Annotated in this window: 10 protein-coding genes; 6 read left to right on the forward strand and 4 right to left on the reverse strand. The window is 65.9% G+C overall.

What is annotated here, in order from left to right; all coding sequences use genetic code 11:
• Positions 1-18 precede the first annotated feature (18 nt).
• Positions 19-3,687 carry a hydantoinase B/oxoprolinase family protein gene (locus ABNQ38_RS27615; RefSeq protein WP_377808999.1) on the forward strand — a complete coding sequence of 1,223 codons (3,669 nt, stop codon included), beginning with the start codon at positions 19-21 and terminating at the stop codon, positions 3,685-3,687.
• Positions 3,688-3,733: 46 nt separating this feature from the next.
• Here the strand turns inward: ABNQ38_RS27615 and ABNQ38_RS27620 are convergent, their stop codons facing one another.
• Positions 3,734-5,680 carry a sigma-54-dependent Fis family transcriptional regulator gene (locus ABNQ38_RS27620; protein ID WP_377809000.1) on the reverse strand — a complete coding sequence of 649 codons (1,947 nt, stop codon included), beginning with the start codon at positions 5,678-5,680 and terminating at the stop codon, positions 3,734-3,736.
• Positions 5,681-5,934: 254 nt separating this feature from the next.
• Between ABNQ38_RS27620 and ABNQ38_RS27625 the strand changes: the two genes are divergently transcribed.
• Positions 5,935-6,849 carry a GGDEF domain-containing protein gene (locus ABNQ38_RS27625; protein WP_377809001.1) on the forward strand — a complete coding sequence of 305 codons (915 nt, stop codon included), beginning with the start codon at positions 5,935-5,937 and terminating at the stop codon, positions 6,847-6,849.
• A 147-nt stretch (positions 6,850-6,996) separates the two neighbouring features.
• On the opposite strand, the gene ABNQ38_RS27630 is transcribed toward ABNQ38_RS27625, so the two are convergent.
• Positions 6,997-7,185, reverse strand: coding sequence for a hypothetical protein (locus ABNQ38_RS27630; RefSeq protein ID WP_377809002.1), 189 nt, complete (start codon positions 7,183-7,185; stop codon positions 6,997-6,999).
• A 154-nt stretch (positions 7,186-7,339) separates the two neighbouring features.
• Here ABNQ38_RS27630 and ABNQ38_RS27635 point away from each other — a divergent pair, with 154 nt between their 5' ends.
• The 3 genes from ABNQ38_RS27635 (at position 7,340) to ABNQ38_RS27645 (ending at position 10,560) form a co-directional block, all read left to right on the forward strand.
• Complete coding sequence (locus ABNQ38_RS27635; protein WP_377809003.1) at positions 7,340-7,762, forward strand: helix-turn-helix domain-containing protein; 423 nt, start codon at positions 7,340-7,342, stop codon at positions 7,760-7,762.
• A gap of 94 nt (positions 7,763-7,856) precedes the next feature.
• Entirely contained in the window at positions 7,857-9,209 is a 1,353-nt protein-coding gene (locus tag ABNQ38_RS27640; RefSeq protein ID WP_377809004.1) for an McrB family protein, read from the forward strand.
• Between the two features lie 25 nt (positions 9,210-9,234).
• Positions 9,235-10,560: an McrC family protein gene (locus ABNQ38_RS27645; protein WP_377809005.1), complete on the forward strand. Its 1,326-nt coding sequence runs from the start codon at positions 9,235-9,237 to the stop codon at positions 10,558-10,560.
• Here the strand turns inward: ABNQ38_RS27645 and ABNQ38_RS27650 are convergent.
• A complete protein-coding gene (locus ABNQ38_RS27650; RefSeq protein WP_377809006.1) occupies positions 10,557-12,971 on the reverse strand; it encodes a DNA cytosine methyltransferase in 2,415 nt (804 codons plus the stop codon). The two genes, ABNQ38_RS27645 and ABNQ38_RS27650, sit on opposite strands and share 4 nt — an antisense overlap.
• A gap of 318 nt (positions 12,972-13,289) precedes the next feature.
• Here ABNQ38_RS27650 and ABNQ38_RS27655 point away from each other — a divergent pair, with 318 nt between their 5' ends.
• On the forward strand, positions 13,290-13,748 hold the full coding sequence (locus tag ABNQ38_RS27655; protein ID WP_377809007.1) for a very short patch repair endonuclease: 459 nt from the start codon (positions 13,290-13,292) through the stop codon (positions 13,746-13,748).
• 1,076 nt (positions 13,749-14,824) lie between these two features.
• Here the strand turns inward: ABNQ38_RS27655 and ABNQ38_RS27660 are convergent.
• Positions 14,825-15,814: a hypothetical protein gene (locus ABNQ38_RS27660; RefSeq protein ID WP_377809008.1), complete on the reverse strand. Its 990-nt coding sequence runs from the start codon at positions 15,812-15,814 to the stop codon at positions 14,825-14,827.
• Positions 15,815-15,945: the final 131 nt, after the last annotated feature.

Consider the following 15,945-nt stretch of genomic DNA (forward strand, 5'->3'; position numbering starts at 1 on the left):
AATTCGGCGGGTGCGACAATGGGTGAGACGAAGAGCGCGGCGGTGGCCGGAACGGCGGAGACCAAGCCGGCCCGGTGGCAGTTCTGGGTGGATCGCGGCGGCACCTTCACCGACATCGTCGGCCGGCGGCCGGACGGGTCGGTCGTGACCCACAAGCTGCTGTCGGAAAATCCGGAGCGCTATGCCGACGCCGCCGTCCAAGGCATCCGTGAGCTTCTGGGGTTGAAGCCGGGCCAGCCGATCCCGCCGGACACGGTGGAGGTGGTCAAGATGGGCACCACCGTCGCCACCAACGCCCTGCTGGAGCGCAAGGGCGAGCCGACCGTCCTGCTGATCACCGAAGGTCTCGCCGACCAGCTGCGCATCGGCCATCAGGCCCGCCCGAAGATTTTCGCCCGCCGCATCGACCTGCCCGACCAGCTCTATTCCCAGGTGGTGGAGGTGCCGGAACGGGTGATGGCCGACGGCCGCGTGCTGAAGCCGGTCGATCTGCATGCCGTGCGCCGTGGGCTGGAGGAGGCCTATCGCCGGGGCTTCCGCGCCGCCGCCATCGCGTTGATGCACGGCTACCGCTATCCGGAGCATGAGCGGCAGGTCGCCTCGCTGGCCCGCGCGGTCGGCTTCACCCAGGTGTCGGTCAGCCATCTGGTCAGCCCGCTGATGAAGCTGGTCGGCCGCGGCGACACCACGGTGGCCGACGCCTACCTCTCGCCGGTGCTGCGCCGCTACGTCGACCGGGTCGCCAACGACCTCAGCGTCGATGGCGCGCCGGTGCCGCTGATGTTCATGCAGTCGAACGGCGGCTTGACCGACGCCCGCCGTTTCCAGGGCAAGGACGCCATTCTGTCGGGTCCGGCCGGCGGCGTGGTGGGCGCGGTGCGCACCGCCGGCATGGCCGGCTTCGACCGGGTCATCGGCTTCGACATGGGCGGTACCTCGACCGACGTGTCGCATTATGCCGGCGAGTATGAGCGCGCCTTCGACGCGGTGGTGGCCGGCGTGCGGGTGCGCGCGCCGATGATGCACATCCACACGGTGGCGGCCGGCGGCGGTTCGCTCTGCGTCTTTGACGGCACTCGCTTCCGCGTCGGGCCGGACAGCGCCGGCGCCAACCCCGGCCCCGCCTGCTACCGCCGCGGCGGGCCGCTGACCGTCACCGACTGCAACGTGATGGTCGGCAAGATCCAGCCGCGCTTCTTCCCCAATGTCTTCGGCCCCAACGGCGACCAGCCGCTGGATGCCGAGGTGGTGAAGGCCCGCTTCACCGAACTTGCCGCCACCGTCAATGCCAAGCTCGGCACAACGATGACCCCGCAGGAGGTCGCCGAGGGATTCCTGCGCATCGCCGTCGACAACATGGCGAACGCTATCAAGAAGATCTCGGTCGAGCGCGGCTATGACGTCACCGGCTACACGCTGAACGGCTTCGGCGGGGCGGCGGGCCAGCACGTCTGTGCCGTCGCCGACGCGCTGGGCATGACGCGGGTGTTCCTGCACCCGCAGGCCGGCGTGCTGTCCGCATACGGCATCGGGCTGGCCGACACCGTCGCCATCCGCGAGCGCGCGGTCGAAGGCCCGCTGAGCGACGCCGTCGTCGACCGGCTGACCATGCTGTTCACCGATCTGGAGACCGAAGGGCGGGCGGAACTGACCCGCCAGGGTGTCGATGCCGGGCGGCAGGCGATCAACCGCCGCGTCCATCTCAAGGCCGCCGGTTCCGACACCACCCTGACCGTCGCCTTCGGGTCGAAGGTGGCGATGACCAAGTCTTTCGAGGAGGCGCACCGCCGCCGCTACGGCTTCCTCACCCCCGGCACCGCGCTGGAGGTCGAGTCGGTGACGCTGGAGGCGGTCGGCCTGACCGACGTTCTGGAGGACCCGGAGCTTCCCGCCACCACCGCGGTGTTGCCGCGCCGGCTCGCCACCGTCGCCATCCACAGCGCCGGCCAGCGCCGCGAGGCGCCGCTCTACGACCGCCGTCAGCTGCAACCCGGCAACCGTGTCGTCGGTCCGGCGATCCTGGCCGAAGCGGTCTCCACCACCGTGGTCGAGCCCGGCTGGATGGCGGAGGTCACCCGCAAGAACCATCTGGTGCTGACCCGGCTGGAGCCGGCGGCCCAGCGTCAGGCTGCCGGGGTCAAGGGCGGGGCGAAGGTCGATCCGGTGACGCTGGAGGTCTTCAACAACCTATTCATGTCCATCGCCGAGCGGATGGGCGTGACGCTGGAGAAGACCGCCCGGTCGGTGAACATCAAGGAGCGTCTGGACTTCTCCTGCGCCCTGTTCGACCGCGACGGCGGCCTGATCGCCAATGCCCCGCACATGCCGGTCCATCTGGGGTCGATGGGCGAGAGCGTGCGCGCGGTCATCCAGCGCCGCGGCGGCACCTTCACCGCCGGCGAGAGCTTCGCGCTGAACGATCCCTATCACGGCGGCACCCATCTGCCGGACATCACCGTCGTCTCGCCGGTGTTCGACGAGGCGGGCAGGGAGCTGCTGTTCTTCGTCGCCTCGCGCGGGCACCATGCCGACGTCGGCGGCATCACCCCCGGCTCGATGCCGCCGGACAGCAGGACCATCGCCGACGAGGGCGTGCTGCTGGACTGCGTGCCGCTGGTGGAGAGTGGCCAGTTCCGCGAGCAGGAGATGGTGGAACTCCTGCGTTCCGGCCCGCATCCGGCGCGCAACCCGGCGCAGAACATCGGCGACCTCAAGGCGCAGGTCGCCGCCAACGAGCAGGGCACCCGCGAGCTGCACCGCGTCGTCCGCCTGCATGGCCTGTCCACCGTCATCGCCTATATGCGCCACGTCCAGGACAATGCCGAGGAGCAGGTCCGCCGCGCCATCGGCGTGCTGAGCGACGGCGACTTCGCGGTGACGCTGGACAATGGCGCGGTCATCAAGCTGCGGGTGTCGATCGACCATGGCGCGCGCTCGGCCATCGTCGATTTCTCCGGCACCAGCACCCAGCTGACCAACAATTTCAACGCCCCGTCGGCGGTCTGCCGGGCGGCGGTGCTCTATGCCTTCCGCTGTCTGGTGGACGACGAGATCCCGATGAACGAGGGGTGCCTGCGCCCCATCGAGATCGTCATTCCGCCGGGCTCCATGCTGTCGCCCAACCCGCCCGCCGCGGTGGTCGCCGGCAATGTGGAGACCAGCCAGTGCATCGTCGACGCTCTGTTCGGCGCGCTGGGGGTGATGGCGTCGGCCCAGGGCACGATGAACAACACCACCTTCGGCAACGAGTGGCACCAGTATTACGAGACGGTCTGCGGCGGGTCGGGCGCCGGCAACGGCTTCAACGGCACCGATGCCGTGCAGACCCACATGACCAACTCGCGCCTGACCGATCCGGAGGTGCTGGAATGGCGCTTCCCGGTGCTGGTGGAGAGCTTCCGCATCCGCCGGGGATCCGGCGGGGCAGGGCGCTGGCGCGGTGGCGACGGCGTGATCCGCCGCCTGCGCTTCCTGGAGCCGATGACCGCCGCCATCCTCGCCAACCACCGCAAGATCGCTCCCTTCGGCCTGAAGGGCGGTGCCGACGGTGCCGTCGGCCGGACCTGGGTCCAGCGCACCGACGGCAGCGTGCAGGAGCTGGCCTCCCAGGACAGCGCCGCGATGCGGCCGGGCGACGCCCTGGTGGTTGAAACGCCGGGCGGCGGCGGGTTCGGAGCCGCCGGGTAAAGGGGAAAGTTGGGGGGCGGTCGAGACAGACTCTCGCCGCCCCCCTTCACTCCGCCCGATGCGGCGGCACGATGCCGAAGCGGTGCATCTGCCGATGGACGGTCGAGCGGTCGACCCCCATCGCGCGCGCCGTCGCCGATATGTTCCAATGGTGGCGCCGCAGCGTCTCGCGCAGCCGGGCGGCCGGGTCCTCGTCCGTCGCCACCGTCCGCGCCTCTTCCTCGGGCCAGGCCCGGAACAGGCCGCTGTGCTGCACCGGCTCTGGGATATCGCCGAGGTCGATCAACCCGCCGTCGCTGACCGCGCAGGCATAGTCCAGCGCATTCACCAATTCCCGCACATTTCCCGGCCAGCCATGGCCGCGCAGGGCCGCCAGCGCCGCCGGGGTCAGGCGGTAGCCGATGCCGTCGCGCTCCGCCCGCTCGGCCAGCAGCCGTTCGATCAGCCAGTCCAGGTCGCCGCGCTGGCGCAGGGGCGGCACGGTGAACACCGCGCCATTGAGACGAAAGTACAAATCGTCACGGAACTGTCCGGCCTTGACCAATTCCACCAGATCGCGGTGGGTGGCGCCGATGACGCGAACATCCACCGACACCGCCTTGGTCCGGCCGATCGGCGTCACCTCGCGCTCGGCCAGCACGCGCAGCAGCCGGGTCTGCGACGACAGCGGCATGTCGCCGATCTCGTCCAGGAACAGGGTGCCGCCATCGGCCTCCAGGATCAGTCCCTTCTTGCCGCGCGCCGTCGCGCCGGTGAAGGAGCCGGGCTCGTAGCCGAACAGCTCGCTCTCGATCAGGTTCTCCGGCAATGCTGCGCAATTGACGGCGACGAAGGGCTTGTTGCGGCGGATGCTGGCCTTGTGCAGGGCCTTGGCGAGATGCTCCTTGCCGGTGCCGGTCTCGCCATGGATCAGCAGGCTCATGCGGGTGTTGACCAGCTTGGCCGCCCGCGTCAGCACCGCCTTCAACGCCGGATCGCCGCCGGACACCACGCGCAGCGGCTCCGGCAGCGGATCGCCCCCATGGTCCGGCGTGTGGCTGCGCGGCAGCGACACGGCGGGTGGCGGCATCGCCTGGGCGAACAGCGGCAGTCCGGTGCGGCGCAGGCGCAGCGTGCGCTGCTCGGTCGGTAGCGAGCGGACGAAATGGACCAGATCGTCCACCTCGCAATCGAACAGTTCGGCGAAGGAGCGGCCGAGCGGCGACGCCCCGTCCTCTGTCAGCAGATCGTGGGCCTTGTGGTTGAAGCCGACCACCCGGCCGCCGGCGTCCAGCGCCAGGACGAAGTCTGGGTCGACCTCCGCGAACTCCTGCGAAGCCGACAGCTTGACCACCCAGTCGCGGCGGAAGTTGTTGTAGAGGTTGGCCGTTTCGATCTTGTGGACATAGGCGCGCACCATCTGCAGCGCCAGATACTGGCTGATCTTCGGTTCCGGCGAATGCAGGGCGGAGATGTCCAGCACGGCGGCCAGTTCGCCGCCGCTGTCGAAGACGGGTGCCGCGGTGCAGGTCAGCGGGATGTGGGTGGAGTCGAAATGGTCGGTCTGGTGCACGGTCAGTGGCTGGGCGGTGGCGATGCAGGTGCCGACCGCGCAGGTCCCGGCATGCCCCTCGTTCCAGTCGGATCCGAGATACAGGCCGGCCCGGCGCAGATGATTGTCGAAGGTCGGGTCGCCGATGAAGTCCACCGTGACGCCGTTGCTGTCGGTCAGCAGCAGCACATAGCCCATGCCGGCGACCTGCCGGTACAGCGCCTCCAGCCCGAAGCGGGCCATGCGCAGGAACTCGTCCATCGCGTCGCGATGCTCGCGCAACCGCTCCTGCGTCAGGATGTGCGCCTCGCGCCCAACGGTGGGGTCCAGCTTGTGGTCGGCGACACAGCGGCGCCACGAGTTTTCGATGATCGGATCGCGGGCGGACGGCCTCCCTGCGGAGACACGGCCGGTGGAGACACGGACGAGTTCATCGATGTGGGCCGCGCGCGCGCTGTCCATGGTCGTGCCTCCCGCACTCATCATCCGCTTGTCCCGCGAACATATTTGAAAGGCACAGTATCAACCGGGCGACCCGATAGGCAACATGTGCAAAAGCATCAGGTCGTCCCGTCGGCCGGGTGCCACCAGCATCCTGGCATACCGGCGTATGACATCTGCTTTTGGTTATCCTGCCATGGCATGACGTTAAGGACATTTGCACAAGTAAGGTCGCATGCTCCATAAACGGGCAGGGATCGCCGGGAGCTTTCGATTTGCGGATTCTGATCGTCGACGATTCACCGCGCCACCTGACCATGATGGTGTACGAGCTGAACAAGCTCGGCTACGCCACCAGCGTGGTCAACAACGGCGCCGCCGCCATCGAGGCGGTGGCGAACGAGCGGTTCGACGTGGTGATGGCGGACATCCGTCTGGCCGACATGACCGGGCTCGAGCTGTGCTGGCACCTGCGCACGGCCCAGGGGCTTCGCCACCTCTACCTGATCCTGATGATCCCCGGCAGCATGACCGACCAGTTCCACGAACTGGTGGAGGCCGGCGCCGACGAGTTCCTGCGCAAACCCCTGGATTGGAAGTGGACGGCGGCGCGCCTGCTGGCGGCCTCGCGCGTCGTGGCGATGCAGCGCGACCTGGAGCGGCTGGCGACCACCGATGCCCTGACCGGCGCCATGAACCGCCGCCGCTTCCTGGAGAGGGGGGCTGAAGAGTTTACCCGCTCGCGACGATACGAGCGCCCGCTGTCGGTGGTGATGCTGGACATCGACCATTTCAAGCGGGTCAACGACAGCTATGGCCACGCCACCGGCGACGAGGCGATCCGTAGCACGGTGCGCGCCTGCAAGGACAGCTTGCGCGCCTGCGACCTGATCGGCCGGCTGGGCGGCGAGGAGTTCGCCGTGGTGATGCCGGAAACGCCGCCTGTGAACGCCTTCGCCGCCGCCCAGCGCCTGCGTCAGGCAATCGCTGCCCAGCCGGTGAAGCGGGAGGACGGCGGAGAGCTGTTCCTGACCGTCAGCCTGGGTCTGAGCTGGCTGACCGGCAGTGACACCGGCATAGAACCCCTGCTGGCCCGTGCCGACGCCGCCCTTTATCGCGCGAAGAATGCCGGCCGCAACCGTGTGGAGGTCGAGCCGCAGATCGCACTGCCGAAGTCGATGACGGGATAGGGGGAGCCGCCGGGTCCCCACAGTCGCCGTTCCGCAGTCCACGCTGCGTCAAGCTGAGAGCGCGCAAAGAAAAACCCCCTGACGTCCTTCCGGAAATCAGGGGGTTTTCCATGATGGTAGCAGCGGAGTGCTCCCATCGTTATAGTCCTATGATCGAGATCGACTGCTGAACTCCATCAGGTCGGCGAGGAACTCGGAGCCCGGCTCCACGCCCGTGATGCAGACGCGGTCGCATACACGGGGGGAGGCGAAGTAGAGCAGGTGGCGCTCGGTCTCGAAGATCTCGTCCAATTCGGGATTCTCCGAGGCCAACTCGATGCGCTCCTGAAGCGGCACGACCTCGTCGCAGGCCATCACGGCGACGGGCTTGAACTCGAGCCCCTTGGCTTGGAGGTGCAGCCCTGGCTGTCCAGATGTGTGCGTATTGGCCTGCCGTGAGCAAGTTCTCTGGCCGCACTCGGGTATCTGACATTTGATATGCAACGCCACTATGTTAAACCGGCTCGGTATAGGTAGGGAGTCGGATGTGGTCACTGGGCAGCATGACCTTGATCGGGCCGCTGGTGCCGCTTTGCGCGAACTTCGAAGGGAGCGCGGCTTGTCGCAGGAGGAGTTGGCCGCCGAAGCGGACATGGACCAGTCGCTCCTAAGCAAGGTCGAGAGATTCGGCCCTGATCCAGTTGGCTGGAATCGGTTCTGCCGAATCGCCGGAGTTCTGGGGAAGGAGGTCGAGCTACGCCTGCGGCATTCAACACCGCAAGGGATGACAGAGTTCGATCTTCAGGATGAGCGCTTGAAGGAGGTCGAAAACCTTAGCCCTGCCGCGATGAGCTGGAAGCGGTTCTGCAAGGCAATAGGCTCCAAGGGTATCGAGGCGGAGGTTCTTCTGCGACCTTTGCGCACGGGAAAGTGAAGCTTCCCGTGAAGCAGCGTGACGGTACGCATCAGCTGGTATAACATCACGCAACCTCAACCTTGCGTCGTTGTTGGATCCTATGCCAGCCATTATGAAGATATTCGCCGGTCCCCCCGGAACTGGAAAGACGTACGAGGCCGCACGTGAAGCTGTGCGAGTGCTTGTGCCCGGGGTCGCCGAAGCAGACATACCAGCCGAGCATAGCCGCCTTGTAAACGAGGGGCGCATTATTTGGGTTACATTTCACCCAAGCTATTCGTACGAGGATTTTGTTGAAGGCTTTCGGCCTGGAAGAACTGAATCTGGAGCGATCACATACGACATTGTCCCAGGCCCCTTCCTGCAAGCGTGCAGACTCTGCAAGGCGACAATCAGCGCAGCTGATTTCAAGAAAGGCGATACGCTTGCTAAGGCCCGGGGTTCCGATAAGTACGAGGTTACTCATGTTGACGCCGGAGGCGTAATCCTCCAGAGTAATGACAATCGTAGCACAAGTGTAAGTGACAAGAAATTTTACTATGTTGACTTCTACACTCTGAAGGTTCTTAAGGAAGCTGGCTTTACGGATAAAGACTTAGCCCTCGGCGGCGGCGATCCAGAGAAACTCAAGAGACGGCAGGAATTAGCCGAAAAGGTGGGGCTGCCGACAACGCTACAAATTAACGCGAGTCCGCATGCCGCCGTCTTTCGGCGAATTTTCTCTGGAACTACGTCGCTTGTCGAGCAGGACATTGTCTTGGTCATCGACGAGATGAACAGAGCCGACCTTTCCCGTGTAATGGGCGAACTCATCACTCTGATTGAGTTTGACAAGCGCGAAGGTGCCCCGGAAGAGCGGCAAGTCACGCTCGCGTATTCCAGACGGCGCCTTTCGGTCCCAACTCGCCTATCCATCATCGGTACAATGAATACGGCGGACCGTTCCCTTGCTTCGATGGACCTTGCCTTGCGACGCCGATTTGAATTCATTGCTGTGGCGCCCAACCCGAACCTGGCGCCGACCTCATATGGCGGGCTGAACGTGCAGTCGTTCTTCCGGGCAATGAATCAACGGCTCGCGTACATTGGTGGCGGGGATAACTTAATAGGTCACGCCGATTACATGGAGTCGAAACTTGAAGACCTTCGCATCCGAGAAGGTTTCAGTTCAGATGACGATGGTCGCTTGAAGTCGGTCGCGCAGACACTGCAAACAAAAACCATTCCTTTCTTGGTTGATCTTTTCCGATCTGACTGGAACAGAGTACGCGCAGCAGTTGGGCCGGAGCTGTTTGAGCTTGTCGAGCCTCCCGATGGCATTCCCGAGGATTTGATGAATACAGAGGCTGATGCTCTCTGGCAGGCGGCTACTTGGTGGGATCCGACGGGCAACTGGGACGGAAACGAGTTCCTCAAGGCGCTCGCCAAGTATCGGCTCGCGACCGCTCCCGTCGGGGCGGTTTGAAGCCATGCTACCACGAAAGGCGAGCGTGAAAGTTCTGCGAGTGCTTGAGCGGCAGCGTGTACCGCTGCCGCCACATCTCGACACGGCTCGAATCCGCGAGCGACTCGTTGAAGCCGCTGAGCGCGCTGGTGTCCCTGATGCCTTGGAGATTCGGCGGCGCGGCCTGTTCGCTAACGACGCCGTCGGGGTAGTGGACATCGGAGAGATCGCCGTAGAGATCCTGCCGAAGACACGGGACGGAGCCACGGCAGACGAGGGGCGGGCCTTTCTTGTAGACCTCCTTCGCTTCGTCGACCGCGACCGCGGACCATTCGCCACGGCTGCGGCCAGCATCAGCGAGAAGGACGGCGGGCTGGCCGAGGTCCTGTTCGCGTGGGCAGTGCAGACCGTGTCACGGCACATCGACACGGGCATCCCGCGACGCTACATGCCACGAACTGAGGCGTCGACGGCGGTTCGCGGCCGGATCGACATGAGGCGTGTGGCGTTGGCCCGTCCAGGCCGCGACTTCGAGCTATTGATCCACCACGCGCCGCTCAGCGCTGACAGCGACATCGGGCGTGCCGTCCGCTGGCTCGTTCGCGAAGTTGTCCGGCGCACACGCCGCGCCGAGACACGCCGGGCCGGGAAAGGCTTGCTCAACGAATTGCACAGCGTGGCTGACATCGAGGTGAGCGAGGCTCTGTTCGACCGCATCATCCTGCGCCCGCTGGAGGAGCATTGGGGGCCACTCCTCGCCTTTGCCCGCTCCCTGGCGCGCCAAGGCAGTCTCGATCCCGTGGCCGCGGGAGGGCACCCGTCCGTGGCAGTTCTCTTCACCCTGCACGACCTGTTTGAGCGCGCTCTGCGCCGGGTGCTACAGGACCAAGGCCCCGACATGGGGCTGTTGCCGGCCCGTATCCCACGTCACCTCCTGGCGCCGGAGAAGGGCTCCGGGCTAGTGCGGCTGAAGCCCGACTACGCCATACGCTTGGCGGACACGGGGAACGGAGAGCGATTGGCCGTAGGCGACGCGAAGTGGAAGGACATCTGGACAGCTTCAGGCGATCCTGAACTCTCACGCCAGGACGCCTACCAGTTGACCGCATACATGACCGCGGGCGGGGCCGACGCTGGGTTCCTGTTCGCGCCCCTGGTCGGTGGCAGCGGCGGCTTACCCCTCAAAGTGTTCCGGCACACGATGGCCGGCTCCGGCACGCACGTGGCAGTCGTCGGGGTACACGTACCGACGTTGCTGCGCCGGGACGAACCGGGGAAGCACTTGCGGCGCGACCTGTGCGGCGCCATCGTGACGACGTTGGCGGGGGCGGCCCGCGCGGAGCCAGCCCCCGCGCCCCATACGTCAGCTTAGGCCGCTTCGGTCAGGGTGCCAGCGGCAGGAATCCGACCCGCAAGGGTCGTGGCGACCCGAGCAGCGATTATATGGCTTAGCAGCGGCGGCACCGCGTTCCCGATCATCTTCAGGGCGTCGGTGAGCGCTACGCTTCCAAAGGAATACCAGTCCGGAAACGTCTGCACGCGGGCGGCCTCACGCACCGACAAGGTGCGCGGCGCGCTGGGGTGAACGTAGCCGTAAGTATCCTTGCCCATGTGGGCGACGATGGTCTTGCAGGGACGGGATCCGTCCAGCCGCGCCAGCCAGTCACCGTGGTTCCCGTCCCGTTTCGAGAGGTACGTCGGCGTCACGAGATGGTGCGGCGCCTCAAGCCGCTCGCCGATCTGCTCCATCAGGAGCCGCAAGGCCAAGGAGCCGTCGAGCTGGGCCAGAAGCTCGCGCGCAAGCTCAGGAGACGGGAGGCTGGGACCACCATGCGGGAGGGCGCGCGCGATCTTGTCGTATGCAGTCGCCGGCAGCGTTGCCAGGGCCTGCAGCACGTCCCTCAACCCGGCGAGCGTCGGGGCCTCATCTACGCGGTAGTCCATCCAACGCTTTCCGGGACCGAACAGCGAGAACAACTCTGCGTCGTCCTCGCGAGCCGCACGGGCGGCGTGAGCGTCCGTGGTGGCGGGCGCCTCCTGTTCCCCAGGCGCGTGCTGCCGGATCCACGCCCGGTAGCACGCTGCGGCTGTGACGGGGGCTGCCGCGGCCGGGTGGTCCGGCAACGCCACAGCGCTCGACATGGCGGCTCCCGATGGCAGATCGCCGCCGGCGATGTGTGCGTCCGGGAGGCCCTCAAGGGCAACGGAGAGGGGCACATCCTCCATGGCCGGCAGGGTCAGGCAGCGGGCTGGCAGGTCGTCGATGTCATCACTGGGGAAGACGTCCCGACGCACGCCAGACATGAAGAACCTTTGTCTGGTCTGTGGCACCCCGTGCCTGGAGGCGTCCACCGTTCGCGAGGCCACGGCGTAGGAAACCTCGCCCTCAGACATCTCAGCGATGGCCTCGGCCAAAATTTCGCTCGCCAAGAACTCGCGGCCGTCGGTTTTGACCGTCGACTGGAAGTGCTGCACATTCTCGAACTTGAAGATGCTTGGACGCAGCGCGCTCACGACAAGCAGGTAGCGCTGGTAGAGGAAGTTGCGGGTGTCGCCCGCCTCATCGTCCCCGTGAACGTGGACGTGCGCCTCACGCAGGCTGCGGATCTTGCCCCGCCCAATGCGGCTGAACCCCTGGCATGGCGGGCCGCCGAGTAGGACTGCAACAGGGTACGTTTCCTCGTAGAGCGCACGCAATTCACGCGCAAAGGTCTCGTCTTGGAAGGTGGAGGCCCGGAGCGCGATGCGCGCTGCCTGCCACCGACACCAAACCTCATGGATTTCGGCGAATGCGGCGGAGCGGACGAAAGTGACAAATGCCTTGATGCGGCGCGCCGAAGACGTGAGTTGCCCCTTGCCCTTCGCCTTCTCCTTGGCTTCGAGTGCCTCAAGCTCCCGCTTCCAGAGCTCCCGCGCTTCTGCCAGGAGAGCAGCGGGAACTTCGTGACGCGCCCCCCCGCGCTGTTGGCTGCCAGCGGGCCGGGCCGACGCGACATCCGCCCAGATCACTGGCGGTAGAGCAGGACGAACGCGGGCAGCGCGCGGCAGCTTGAGCGCGTCCTGAAAGCCAATTACCGACGTCTGCCCGAGCACCCCCTTGTCGAGCGCGTCGTAGGCATTCCTGTAAGCCCGCCGCTCGCGCGCTTCCGCGAGCTCTTCGATGAACGCCTCATCTATCGCCCGCAACGTGGACAGGAACTGCGGAACGGCGCCATCCGATAGGGAGTCAAGTCGCCGCCGGGTCGCCTCGTCCCTGTTCAGCCGGACAACGTGGTCTAGGTAGAAAGCCACGACCTCCGTCTCGTTGAGAAATTCGGTGAGGTCCACGACGCGCGCGACCGCGCCGCCGCCGCCCGCATGGAACGCCGCGTGGTTGCGGTTCATCACCTCCACAGTCGCCGGCACGACATCCATTGCCAGGACGGTCCGGAAGTGCTGGCCATCGCCGAGAAGGTCGAAACCGAGGGAAAGTCCGCCACACCCGGAAAAGATGTCCACAACCAGATGCGGCCGCTCGGGAGGTGCCGGCAGCGGAGGCTCGGGCTCCTTCTGAACGGGCACGTGCGTCTCGCCAGCGGCCGCGGCCGCTTGCCGGAAGACCTTCCTCCGTGTCGCACGGCCGGCGAGCCAGTCCTCGTACTTGCGGGCGCTGTCCGACCGCACGTGCTCGCCGCGGAGGTGGCGTTCAAGCGTGTTTAGGGTCACGCCGATTTCCGCGGCAATAGTGCGCAACGCCAAAGGGCGGCTCGCGATGGCGACCTTCAACCGGGAGATGACATCCATAAATCAGACAAGCCTTGGTTCTTCTGCGCGACACTCATGGCGGCATACACGACAGGCCGCTTTGCGGCAAGCAAGCCAATTTTTTGGGCTAAGATCAAGTATTTCGCCCAGTGGCTCCATTAAGGAACGGACACGGATGGAAACGGGTTACACTTTGTTGGTAGCTTCCGTAGAGACAGTCCGCTGGACAATAATGAGCAACTTACCCACGTATCGCGTCAAGACGGGCGTCAATAATGTCCTCCCTGATTGCCGGCAGGGCCGATGCGAAACCGCTTCTGTCGCCCAAGAACTGGCGAGTCCGCTCGGAGCGCCTTCATGGCCGACCGCCTAACAGAAGAGCAGCGCCGCCTGAACATGTCGCGCATCCGGGGCCGCGACACGAAGCCTGAGTTCGTCGTCCGCAGACTGCTTCACGGACTCGGTTTCCGATACCGCCTCCACGGTACCGATCTACCTGGCCGCCCCGATATCGTGCTCCCGAAATGGAAGACAGTTGTTTTCGTGAACGGGTGTTTTTGGCACGGCCACGGCTGCCGCCTGTTCAAGTGGCCGGCCACCCGTGAAGAGTTCTGGCGCCATAAGATTGGTCGGAATGTGGAACGCGACGCTGAAACCCGTCGGAAACTAGACGAACTTGAGTGGCGCGTCGTCAATGTTTGGGAGTGCGCCCTGAAAGGGTCGGAGCGGCTGCGGCCAGAGGAACTGGGGGAAAGGCTTACAAGTTTCATACGGTCTGAGGAACGCTGTATGGATATCGTCGGCACCTCTGGGTGACTGCCATGGGCAATCGCCCGCCGTGCCAAGCGAGCGAGACTTCCTTCTTCCAAAAAATGATCTTACGGACCTAAGGGCAGTTGGTGGCGACCTGCTCCACCTCTACTTGACCGGCGGTCCGTATCACGACCTCGACCGGATAGAGGGGCGGGCACGCTGCCCAATGGGTGGGCGCCCTTGTCGCTGCAACAGGATCCGGCGAACCCGTATGACAGCAACGCGGTCGAAGGCCGTGAAGGACGAGGGCATCACCGGAGAGGGCTGTCACGGACATGACCCGCGACGCCGGCCTCCAGAAGCTGCGCGCGGCCAGCCGCGATCGCCTCCGCTGCGCCTGAACCATGGCGCCGTCCGAAGGAGGCCAGTATGGGACGCAGGCAGGAAGTCTGGGCGGTCTGTATCCCGGCAGAGAACCCCCCGGTCAGTCTCCAGTTTGCCCATCCTATGCCTGACGGTCGGGATGCCTATGCGTCCCAGGGGACGCATCGCGGCGACGCGTTACCGTGCCCGCGTGGGACGGTAGAACATGCGCGCCAACCTGCCGTCCTTCTCGTCCTGTCGGGTTATCAGGGCGTCTCCGGTGCGGCGGCGTCCGTGATGGCCTGGACGTCGATGCGCTCGAGCACTTGGCCGGCAACGCGCAGCAGATGTGCCTTTGCCCGTGCGGTGGCAGCAGCCGCATGCGCGGTTTCCGAGAATTGGGGGATCGCCGCGGTCGCACCGCCACGCCGCCCAACTCGCCAGCCGACCCCAGAGCGTCACCGAGGATGCCACATCACGCGATGGCGCCGGGATTCCGCCGAGAGTCGCCTTGAGGACGATCCGCAACGCAGTCGTCCGGCTGGGCACGCGGCTCCGGTGCACGTCACCGCCGCCCAGGTCCGGATGCGCCGCCTTGACGGCGAAGGCCACGACGTCGAGCAGGGCCGCCGCGAAGACCGCAGCCATGAAGGCTGCGGTGAGACCATGGGAAAAAGATGCCCGTGTGTCTGCTGTGGCATCGGCTGTGCCGCGAACACGGGATGACCGCGGCCGGTCCGGACGCAAGGTCCGGACCAGCCGTCTTCGCACGGACGTCACGCGCTCGCCACCGGGCCGCCGGCGGAGCCGAACGGCAGCGGCGGGTGGCTGTCCTCCGCGGCCATGGCAGCGTTGACGGCGTCGACATCCCGCTCCTTGGCAGCGGTCGGCGCGGCCGGCCGAACCTTGCCGGCACCGCTCTTCCTAGACCTTGGAACCGGCTCGGGGGCCGGCCGCTCCTTGGCGGCGGCCCGCATCTCCTTCAGCTCATCGGCGAGGCGGGTGGCGTTGGCCTCGGCCAGGATGGCCCGGGCCAGGCAGGCGCGGGCTTCGTTCCTGGCTTCATCCAAATCGGCCCCACGCTGCTCGAAGCGCCCCCGCAGTTCGGCGGCGTCGGCCTGGGCGCGCAGCAGGTCCATCTTCATCTCGTTCACCCGGTTGCGTTCGACGTTTAACGAGGCGGTCAGTTCGTCGCGAAGGGTGTATGCCCGATCGAGGGCGGCCGCCATCTCCCGGCGTTCCGCGTCCTTCGCCTCGAGGACCTCCTGGAGGGTCTCCTGCTCGGCGCCTGCCTCCGCGAGTTGGTCCCTCATCTCGGCGCGCAACGTCGAGAGGGCATCGATCTGATCCCGCAGAGCCTTGGCGCGGGCTTCCCCGGCGGCGCGCTCGGATTCCAGAGCGGCTCTATGAACCTCCCGCTCGGCATCCCGTGCTTGGCGCGCGCGCTCCCGTTCCTGGCGAATGGACGCGGTCAGGGTTTGGGCCAGCGACACCATCAGCGCGTCGGCCTGAGCCAGAACCACAGCCGGCACCTCGGCCGGCTTATCGTCCGATGGATCGATGATGGCCGGCGCGCCCGCTTGGGGTTGCGGCACGTCGCAACAGCAGTTCTCCTCGTTGATGTCGCTCAGAACGGCATTGATCGACGGCCGCGCTCCGCCAATCAGCCCCTGGATGGCGGTCGCGGACACGCCGCGCCCCTGCGCCTTGAGCGCTTGGATCGCCTCATCGACCGCTTCCCGGGTAACCACTTTTCTGTTCGCCACGCTCGCCTCCCGTATTCGTGTTCGGGATCGGAGATGGGGCCGTTCCCAGAGCCGTCCACAACGTTCCCAAGCTGTCCGTCACATTCGCAATGTTGCGAATATGCGGAACATTGCGAATGTGACGGACAGCC

This window comes from Azospirillum sp. A29, from assembly GCF_042604625.1.
In the GTDB taxonomy this organism is placed as follows: Bacteria; Pseudomonadota; Alphaproteobacteria; order Azospirillales; family Azospirillaceae; genus Azospirillum; species Azospirillum palustre.

Excerpts from the sequence above, each read along its gene's own strand:
- ABNQ38_RS27615 (WP_377808999.1), top strand. The coding sequence starts at position 19 with ATGGGTGAGACGAAGAGCGCGGCGGTGGCCGGAACGGCGGAGACCAAG.
- ABNQ38_RS27620 (WP_377809000.1), bottom strand. The coding sequence starts at position 5,680 with ATGGACAGCGCGCGCGCGGCCCACATCGATGAACTCGTCCGTGTCTCC.
- ABNQ38_RS27635 (WP_377809003.1), top strand. The coding sequence starts at position 7,340 with ATGTTAAACCGGCTCGGTATAGGTAGGGAGTCGGATGTGGTCACTGGG.
- ABNQ38_RS27640 (WP_377809004.1), top strand. The coding sequence starts at position 7,857 with ATGAAGATATTCGCCGGTCCCCCCGGAACTGGAAAGACGTACGAGGCC.
- ABNQ38_RS27650 (WP_377809006.1), bottom strand. The coding sequence starts at position 12,971 with ATGGATGTCATCTCCCGGTTGAAGGTCGCCATCGCGAGCCGCCCTTTG.
- ABNQ38_RS27655 (WP_377809007.1), top strand. The coding sequence starts at position 13,290 with ATGGCCGACCGCCTAACAGAAGAGCAGCGCCGCCTGAACATGTCGCGC.